Source organism: Kitasatospora sp. NPDC057542, from assembly GCF_042801945.1.
In the GTDB taxonomy this organism is placed as follows: domain Bacteria; phylum Actinomycetota; class Actinomycetes; order Streptomycetales; family Streptomycetaceae; genus Kitasatospora.
Genome location: NZ_JBHVFE010000365.1, coordinates 1 through 9,296, shown reverse-complemented (window position 1 = coordinate 9,296; position 9,296 = coordinate 1). Strand labels below are relative to the sequence as shown.

Genomic DNA, 9,296 nt, shown 5'->3' with positions numbered 1-9,296 from the left:
TCATTGATCGGTCGCCTGACCTGTTGCCGCTGTTCCGGCTTGTCTCTCTTTCGGCGGCCCGGCCGTTCTCGGCCGGGCCGCCCGGACCTTGATGTCCTGGCGGGAGGGGAGGGTGGGCGACCTGTGTTGAGGGTGTGGCGGGTGCGCTCTCCCTGCGTAGGAAGTCGGCTGGGCCGACTTCCTACGCACAAGGCTGGGGCCCGCCGGAGGGCTCAGCGCGCGGCGGCGCGTTGGAGGGCGCTGGCGAGGAGGGCGAGGTCGGTGGGGCCGTTGCCGAGCTCGCGCACCGGGCGGCGGGCCGGCGGGGCGCCGAGCTGGAGCGGGTCTATGGCGACGACGGTGGGCCGCAGGGTGGCGGTGCGCGGGATGCGGCCGCTGATCCGGGCGGTCTGGAAGGCGGTGACGCCGCCGTCCGGGAGGCGGAGGTAGCCGCGGCCGGGGGTCTCCTCGGGCAGGGCGGCCGCGTCGCCGAGGTGGATCAGCAGGTCGGAGTCGGCCGGGTCGTCGGTGCGCAGGGCGATCCGGAGCAGCGCGGCCTCGTCCACCTCGGTACCGGCGCTCTCCTCCGGACGGCCGGTGGCGACGGCGAGGTGGACGCCGAGCGGCCCACCGCGGCGAGCGACGGCGGCCAGCGCGCGGGCGAGCGGGCGGCCGGCGGCGGAGGTGGGGGAGAGCAGCGCGTCGTAGTCGTCGACGACGACGACCAGCCGGGCGGGCGCAAGCGCGGGCACGGCCGGGGCGGCGGTCGGGCGGGGGCCCTCCGCGCTGCGCGGCGGGATGATCCGGGGCGTCGTGGCCGGTCCGCCGCCGACGGTGGCGGGCACCGGGACCTGGGGGTGGTCTGCGTCCGCCTCCTGCTCGTCCAGGCTCTGCCCGTCCAGGATGCGCGCGGCGTGCCAGGAGGCGAAGTCCAGCCCGTCGAACAGCCGCTCCCGCAGGGTGAGTTCGTCTTCCAGCGCCTCGGCCGCGAGCAGTGCGGCGCGCGGGTCGGCGGCGGCGTTCACCCGGCCGGTGACGTGCGGCAGCTCGGTGCAGCCGTCCAGGCCGTCCTGGCCGTCCGAGGTGGCCCGGCCCTCGATGATCGTGACGGTCAGCCGCTCGGGCCGCTCGGAGACGGCGAGCGAGGCGACCAGGGTGCGCAGCAGCTCGGTCTTGCCGGAGCCGCGGGCGCCGCCGATCAGCAGGTGCGGGCCGCCCGGGTCGGGGGAGGGGAGGGTGAGCTCGGGGTCGGCCAGGTCGAGTGTGCAGAGCTCGTCCCGGGTGGTGCCGAGCAGCGCGGTGGCGGCGCCGATGCCGCCCGCGTGGGCCTCCCAGCGGGCGGACAGCTTGGCCGGGGTGACGGTGTCGAGCTGGAGCAGGTCGAGCAGCCGCAGCACGTCGGGCAGCGGGCCGCGGGCGGCCGGGGCGGCCTCGCACAGCGGGGCGAGGACCCGGGCCAGCCGTTCGGCCCAGGCGTCCGAGACGGCGTCCAGCGAGACCTCGTGCAGGGTCTCCCGGCCGCGGGCGACCGGGCGGTCCAGCGAGAGCTGGGTGCCGACCTCGCCGGTGATCAGGGCGGTGGCGCCGAGGCCCCGGGGGAGCAGCTCGGGCTGCTCGGCGAGGCAGATCGGGAAGATGCCGACCGCCGGGCCCTGGCGCAGCAGCAGGTCGAGGGCCCGCCGGGCGGCCTCGGTGGCCGGGCGGCCGTCCACCACGACCACGGTGGCGGAGTGGCCGCCGAGGCCGCTGGGGCCACTGAGCCGGGCGGTGAGCTCGGTCAGCCGGGCGGTGGCTTGTTCGTCGTCGAGGCCGATCAGCAGTCGGCAGTCCTGGCCGTCGACCGGGCGCAGGTGGGGCAGCCACAGGGCCCAGGCCCACGTGTCGGCGCGCTCCTCGGCGGTGCGGGTCGGGTCGGCGTCGACCACGACCAGGCTGAGCCCGGTCGGCGGGTGCAGCGCGGCGAGCTGGGCGACGACGGCGCGGGTGAGCGCGTCCAGGCGCTCGCGCGGTCCGCTGAGGCCGAGGCTGCCGGCGGTCTGGAGGTCGAGGGTGACCGGGACGGCGGGCAGCGTGGTGCCGGGCGTGGTGCCGGGGCCGCCGGGGCGGTCGGCGGTGCCGAGGCGCAGGGTGAGCGCGTCGGGGTGGCCGGGGCCGCGCTCCCAGAGCCGGGGGCCGGGGCCGACGGCGTTGAGCAGCAGGGTGGCGAGGTCGGGCCAGCGCTCGCGCTGGGCGGCGGTCTGGCGCAGCCGCACCGCGGCGTGGTGACGCTCGGCGCTCTCCTGGCCGGGCGGCTCGGCGGTGCGGCCGGGCAGCAGGGAGAACAGGCCGCGGCTGCGGCCGGGCGCCGGTTCGGGGGCGGCGGGCGGCTCGACCACGGGCGGCGCGGGCCGGACCGGGCCGGGGGCGGCGAGCTGGAGGTGGCCGTGGCCGTCCGGCAGGGCGGCGCGGACGGCCCCGGCGGCCTCGGCCGGGTCGGGGGCGGTCACCTGGAGGGTGGACTCGCCGATCCGCAGCAGGGCGCCCGGCTCCAGGGGGACGGCGGTCTCCGGCGGGCCGGGCGGGACGAGCCGGCCGTCCAGGGCGGTGCCGTTGGTGGAGCCGAGGTCGCGGACGGAGACCCGGCCGTCCTCGGCGAGGTGCAGGGAGAGGTGCAGCCGGGAGACGTCCGGGTCGTCGAGCGGGACGTCGGCCTCGGCGGAGCGGCCGACCCGGATCTCCCGGCCGAGCAGCCGGTGCACGCCGCCGGCGTCCGGTCCGCCGACCACGCGCAGTTCGGCGGCGGCGGGGGCGTCGTCGGGATCGTCGGCGGTCGGGTCGGGCTCGTTCAGGCTGAGGACGGCGCCGTCGAGCAGCGGGGGGTGGCCGAGCAGGGTGTGCTCGTCCACCCGGTGAGCCCCGGCGTACAGGTGCACGTGGGTGGCGGCCCGCGGCCCGCGCACGCCCACGGCGCCGGCGAGCGCGCCCGCGATGGCGCCGAGTGCGGTGCCGACGGGCGCGGTGACCAGCACGTCCATGTAGGGAATGGCGGAGCCGGCGGCGGACGGGCCGCTGCGCGGTCGGAGGACGGTCAGCCGGATCTGCATCTCGCCCGCGGGTCCCTTCTGCTGGTGTGAAGCCTGGTACCGCTGCCCGGTGCCGTGGGCACCGTTGGGCCACACGAGTGGCGAGTGTCCATCCTGCCATCCGTCGAGGACGGTCCGCGCACCGTACCGGATTTGACGATCTTGCGATCACCGCCGTGACGAGGGCGACGGGGAGTCAGGCCGACCGCCTCCTCGCGGGGTGCCCGGGACCTTCCCTAGGGGATGTCCCCGAACCCTTCCCCAGACCGTACGGATGGTCTACCGGCGACCCCGAAAACCCGAACGGACACCGTTAGAGTTGGCCGCAGACACGGGCCCGGCAGGCTCACCGCACCGGCGGAGGAGCGCCCCGCGCGGGCGGCACGGCGAGGAGTGCGACAGGTGCGGCCAGTCGGCAGCAAGTATCTGCTGGATGAGACCCTCGGGCGGGGTGCGACGGGCACCGTCTGGCGCGGCGTGGTGCGCGAGGACGTCCAGGTGCCGGGCTGTGTGCCCGGGCAGCGGGTGGCGATCAAGGTGCTGCGCGAGGAACTGGCCGCCGACCCGGACGTGGTGATGCGCTTCCTGCGCGAGCGCTCGCTGCTGCTGCGGCTGACCCACCCCAACATCGTCCGGGTCCGCGACCTGGTCGTCGAGGGCGAGCTGCTGGCCCTGGTGATGGACCTGGTGGAGGGCCCCGACCTGGCCCGTTACCTGCGCGCCAACGGCCCGTTCAGCCCGATCGCGGGCGCCCTGCTGATGGCCCAGGTCGCGGACGCGCTGGCGGCCAGCCACGCGGACGGGATCGTCCACCGCGACCTCAAGCCGGCCAACGTGCTGCTCGCCTCCACGGTGGTCGACGGCAGCGAGCAGATGCATCCGCTGCTGACCGACTTCGGCATCGCCCGGCTCGCCGACTCCCCGGGCGTCACCCGTACCCACGAGTTCGTCGGCACCCCCGCCTACGTCGCGCCGGAGTCCGCCGAGGGCCGCCCGCAGACCTCCGCGGTGGACGTGTACGGCGCCGGGATCATGCTGTACGAGCTGGTCACCGGCCGCCAGCCGTTCCAGGGCGACAGCGCGCTCGCCGTGCTCCAGGCCCATCTGGCCCAGGAGCCGCAGCGGCCCAGCACCATGCCCGAGCCGCTCTGGACGGTGATCGAGCGCTGCCTGCGCAAGGACCCGGCCCAGCGGCCCGGTGCCACCTCGCTGGCCCGCGCGCTCCGGGTGGTCGCGGCCGGCGTCGGCGTGCACGCCTCCCCGGCGGCGGTCGACGAGGCGCTGGCGGTCGGTGCCCTGCTGCTGCCGGACCCGCAGCCGACCACCGTCCCCGGCACCATGCCGCCGCTGCCGCCCACGGGTGTGCCGGGCGCGGTGGCCCCGGGCGCCGAGGACCGCACCCAGGTGCTGCCGCCGACCCCGGGCGGGCCGCAGTACGACCCGGCCGCGGCGACCCGGGTGATGGGCACCCAGCCGCCGCCGGCGCCCCCGCAGGGAGCCCCGGACCGCACCCGGGTGATGCCGCCCGCCGCGGTGCCGCCGCCCCCGCCCGCCGCGCCGCCGCAGGAGGAGGCGCCGCACCCGTGGCAGACCCAGCTGCGCGCGGCGCGGGACCGCAACCAGCAGACCCAGGTCGGCTACTTCGGCCCGGAGGACTTCGAGGAGCCGCAGGTCGCCCCGCAGCCCTACCAGGCGGGCCCGGGCGGACGGCCCGGCCCCCAGCAGCAGCCGCCGGCCGGCTACCGCCCGGACCCGCGCCGCCAGGGCCCGCCGCCCGGCTACGCCCAGCGCCCGCCGGTCGCCCCGCCGCCCTACCAGGCGGGCCACCAGGCCGGACCGCAGTCCGGACGCCAGGCCGGGCAGGGCCCGCAGGGCGGCCGTCCGCAGCCGTCGGGCGGCTACCGGCAGGCCCCGGCCGACTACGGCCGGCCGCAGGGCGGCTACCCGCCGCCGCCCGCGCCCACCCCGGTGCCGCGCCGGGCCGAGCCGCCCGCGCCGCAGTACCGGGAGGCCCCGCCACAGCGCCGCGAGGAGCCTCCCGCCCCGGCCCGCCGTGAGCCCGCGCCGGCCCGCGAGCCGCGCCCGCGCAGCCGCAACCGGATGTACGTCCCGGGGCTCGGCTGCCTCAAGGGCTGCCTGATGGTGCTGCTGGTGCTGACCCTGGCCGGGGCGGCGCTGTGGAGCTTCACGCCGCTGCCGCAGTACTGGGACACTGTCGTGGGCTGGTTCGACACCGCGCGCGACTGGGTGAAGAGCATCGGCGGCTAGGCGGCCGGACGACGGGGGCACGGGGATGGGTGTACGGGGAGGCCGGGTGGGCGCGGCGCTGATGGGCGCCGTGCTCGCGCTGGCGGGGCTGCTGCTGCCGGCCGGACCGGCGGCGGCGGAGGAGGTCCGGCACTGCGGGCAGTACGAGACCGTCCCGGTCGCGGGCGGCCGGTACGTGGTGGACAACAACAACTACGGCGGGGCCGCGCAGTGCCTGGGCACGGACGGCCGGGCCGGGTTCACCGTCCTGGACTCCGGGGCGAACGCGAGCCCGCCGGCCGGTCCGGCCGCGTACCCGGAGATCTTCGACGGCTGCCACTGGGGCACCTGCACCCGGGGCGGCGCGCTGCCGGTCACGGTCTCCGAGCTGGGGCGGGCCACCAGCAGCTGGTCCACCGCACTGCCCGCCCGCGGCGACTTCAACGTGGCGTACGACCTCTGGTTCAACACCACCCCGAGCACCCCCGCCGCCAACGGCCAGCCGGACGGCGCCGAGCTGATGATCTGGCTGGACCGCACCCCGGCCTCGGCGGGCCCCACCGGCGGAACCGCCAACATCGGTGGCACCGGCTACACCAGCTGGCAGCTCACCATGGCCGCCAACGGGAGGCAGTGGCCGATGGTCGCCTACCAGGCGCAGACCCCGGTCACCTCGGTCACCGACCTCGACCTGCGGGCCTTCGTCCGGGACGCGGTGGTGCGCGGGGTGGTGAAGCCGGACTGGTACCTGATCTCGGTGGAGGCCGGCTTCGAGATCTGGAGCGGCGGTACGGGTCTGCGCACCGAGTCCTTCGCCACCGACGTGCGCCCCGGCCGCCCGGTCGGTCCGATCGGCGCCCCGGGCGGCCGCTGCCTGACCCACACGCCGGACGGCAGCCCGGCGACCGGCCCGGAGCCGGTCGCGCTGCTGGACTGCGACGGCTCGTCGGCCCAGCAGTGGAGCGTGGAGATCGACGGGACGGTCCGGCAGGGCGGCAAGTGCCTGGGCACCAACGGCAACCTGGCCTCGCTCAACCCCTGCAACGGCTCGCCGTACCATGTCTGGCTGGTGGGCCTGGCGGGCGCGCTGTGGAACCAGGGCGCCCAGGGCTGCCTGCGCGACCCCGCGAACGGCACCGCGCCGGGCGGCGCCGCCGACCTGGCGGGCTGCGACGGCTCTCCGGGCCAGCGCTGGACCCTGCCGACCGCGGTGAGCTGACCGGGTGTCGAACCGGCGGCCGGTCAGGTGCCGGCTCCGGATCGGGCCCGGACAGCGAGATTGACGCTTTGTCGATAATTCGCAAGATTTCTCGCCCACGACTCCCGCTCCAGGGCCCTCCGGCGGCCCCCGCAGGGCCTCGGGGCGCGTAGGTTGGTCGCTGTTGTCCCGCCCCACCGAGCGCGCCGGACCCCCGGAGCGCTCCCGCGCCGCCCACGGAGCAGCATTGGCACGCAAGATCGGCAGCCGGTACACCGTCCACCAGGTGATCGGCCGGGGTTCGGCCGGGACGGTCTGGCTCGGTGAGGGGCCCGACGGCCCGGTGGCGGTCAAGCTGCTGCGCGAGGACCTCGCCGCCGACCAGGTGCTGGTCGGCCGCTTCGTCCAGGAGCGCACCGCGCTGACCAGCCTCGACCACCCCCGGGTGGTCGGCGTGCGCGACATGGTGGTGGACGGCAGCGACCTCGCCCTGGTGATGGAGCTGGTCCAGGGCACCGACCTGCGCTCCCGGCTGGAGCGGGACGGTGCGCTGCCGCCGCAGACCGCCGCCTCGATCATCGCCGACGTCGCGGACGGCCTGGCGGCCGCGCACGCGGCCGGGATCGTCCACCGCGACGTCAAGCCGGAGAACGTCCTGCTCGACCTCGCCGCCGCCCCCGGCCCCGGCGGCGCCCCGCGCGCCAAGCTCACCGACTTCGGCGTGGCCCGCCTGGTCGACGCCCCGCGCCGCACCCGGGCCACCCGGATCATCGGCACCCCCGACTACCTCGCCCCCGAGATCATCGAGGGCCTGGAGCCGCGCGCCGCCGTCGACATCTACGCCCTCGCCACCGTGCTGTACGAGCTGCTGGCCGGCTTCACCCCGTTCGGCGGCGGCCACACCGGCGCGGTGCTGCGCCGGCACGTCACCGAGCAGGTGCCGCCGATCCCCGGCCTCCCGGACGGGCTGTGGCGGATCATCTCCGAGTGCCTGGCCAAGGCCCCCGCCTCCCGGCTGCGCGCCGCGGAGCTGGCCGCCCGGCTGCGCGAGCAGCTGCCCTCGCTGTCCGGCCTGCCGGTGCTCGCCGTGCCCACCCAGGGCCGCGCCCCGGCCGAGGAGCAGCTGACCCCAGGCGAGGCCGTCTACGCCGAGATAGACGCCGGACCCGGCACCCACAAGCGCCGCCGAGGCCCGGCCGTGCCGCTGGTGCCCGGTGCCGCCCCGGACTCCACCCGGGACACCCACACCAGCCTGCGCCGCCCGTCCGCCGACGAGCTGGCCGCGTACGCCGCCGAGTCCCGCGCCCAGCGCACCGCCCCGGGCCACCGCCGGGACCGCCAGGCCCTGCTGCGCCGCCGCCGGCTGCTGGCCGTGCTGGTGGCCACCGTGCTGCTGCTGGCGGGCGCCGCCGCGGCCTGGACGGCCTTCGCGGCCACCGTCCCGGACGACGGGCACCCGGCCCGTCCCTCGGTGTCGGTCACGGCCCCGCGGGCGCCGTGACCGCAGGTGTGACTCCAGGGGAACCGGGGGTGTCGTCAGGACCACCCCCGGAACCATTACCCTGGGGGGCGTGGCAGCCGTCGATCCTTCCGAAGAGCTCAAGAACCTCGATACGACCATGGCGTCGATCGAGGCCGTCCTCGACCTGGACAAGATCCGGGCCGACATCGCGGTCCTGGAGGAGGAGGCAGCCGCCCCCACCCTGTGGGACGACGTCGCGAACGCGCAGAAGGTGACCAGCCGGCTCTCCTTCCTCCAGGGCGAACTGCGCCGGGTCGAGGGCCTGCGCGGCCGCATCGACGACCTGGGCGTGCTGTTCGAGCTGGCCGAGGCCGAGGACGACGCGGACACCCGCGTCGAGGCAGAGGCCGAGCTCGTCGCCCTCCAGAAGGCGGTCGAGGAGCTGGAGGTCCGCACCCTCCTGTCCGGCGAGTACGACGCCCGTGAGGCGCTGATCAACATCCGTGCCGAGGCCGGTGGCGTGGACGCCGCCGACTTCGCCGAGCAGCTCATGCGCATGTACCTGCGCTGGGCCGAGCGGCACGGGTACCCCACCGAGGTGTACGACACCTCGTACGCCGAAGAGGCCGGCATCAAGTCCGCGACCTTCACCGTGAAGGCGCCGTACGCCTACGGCACCCTCTCGGTCGAGCAGGGCACCCACCGTCTGGTCCGCATCTCGCCGTTCGACAACCAGGGCCGCCGGCAGACCTCCTTCGCCGGCGTCGAGGTCCTCCCGGTCGTCGAGCAGTCCGACCACGTCGACATCGACGAGGGCGAACTGCGCGTGGACGTGTACCGCGCGTCCGGCCCCGGCGGCCAGGGCGTCAACACCACCGACTCGGCGGTGCGCATCACCCACCTGCCGACCGGCATCGTGGTCTCCTGCCAGAACGAGCGCTCGCAGATCCAGAACAAGGCGTCCGCGATGAACGTCCTCCAGGCCAAGCTGCTGGAGCGGCGCCGCCAGGAGGAGAAGGCGGCGATGGACGCTCTCAAGGACAGCGGCAGCTCCTGGGGCAACCAGATGCGCTCCTACGTGCTGCACCCGTACCAGATGGTCAAGGACGTCCGCACCGCGTACGAGGCCGGCAACCCGCAGGCCGTGCTGGACGGTGACATCGACGGCTTCATCGAGGCCGGGATCCGCTGGAGGAAGCAGCGGGAGACCTCGAACGAGGCGTGAGGACCGCGGCCTCGATGAAGATCAAGCACAGCATCGAGGCCGGAATGCGCCGGCGCAAGCAGCGCGAGACCAGCGTCGAGTAGTCACCGGACGACGCAGAAGGGCCCCGACCGCAGCGGTCGG

Annotated in this window: 5 protein-coding genes; 4 read left to right on the top strand and 1 reads right to left on the bottom strand. The window is 76.3% G+C overall.

The window, feature by feature from the left end:
• Positions 1 to 212: 212 nt before the first annotated feature.
• Positions 213 to 3,062, bottom strand: coding sequence for an FtsK/SpoIIIE domain-containing protein (locus ACFU7Y_RS32870; RefSeq protein WP_380770565.1), 2,850 nt, complete (start codon positions 3,060 to 3,062; stop codon positions 213 to 215).
• A 381-nt stretch (positions 3,063 to 3,443) separates the two neighbouring features.
• Here ACFU7Y_RS32870 and ACFU7Y_RS32865 point away from each other — a divergent pair, with 381 nt between their 5' ends.
• The 4 genes from ACFU7Y_RS32865 (at position 3,444) to prfB (ending at position 9,173) form a co-directional block, all read left to right on the top strand.
• Positions 3,444 to 5,309: a protein kinase gene (locus ACFU7Y_RS32865; protein ID WP_380770564.1), complete on the top strand. Its 1,866-nt coding sequence runs from the start codon at positions 3,444 to 3,446 to the stop codon at positions 5,307 to 5,309.
• Positions 5,310 to 5,334: 25 nt separating this feature from the next.
• Complete coding sequence (locus ACFU7Y_RS32860) at positions 5,335 to 6,507, top strand: ricin-type beta-trefoil lectin domain protein (RefSeq protein WP_380770563.1); 1,173 nt, start codon at positions 5,335 to 5,337, stop codon at positions 6,505 to 6,507.
• A gap of 226 nt (positions 6,508 to 6,733) precedes the next feature.
• Positions 6,734 to 7,987: a serine/threonine-protein kinase gene (locus ACFU7Y_RS32855; RefSeq protein ID WP_380770562.1), complete on the top strand. Its 1,254-nt coding sequence runs from the start codon at positions 6,734 to 6,736 to the stop codon at positions 7,985 to 7,987.
• Positions 7,988 to 8,057: 70 nt separating this feature from the next.
• Positions 8,058 to 9,173: a peptide chain release factor 2 gene (gene prfB / locus ACFU7Y_RS32850; RefSeq protein WP_224284788.1), complete on the top strand. Its 1,116-nt coding sequence runs from the start codon at positions 8,058 to 8,060 to the stop codon at positions 9,171 to 9,173.
• Positions 9,174 to 9,296: the final 123 nt, after the last annotated feature.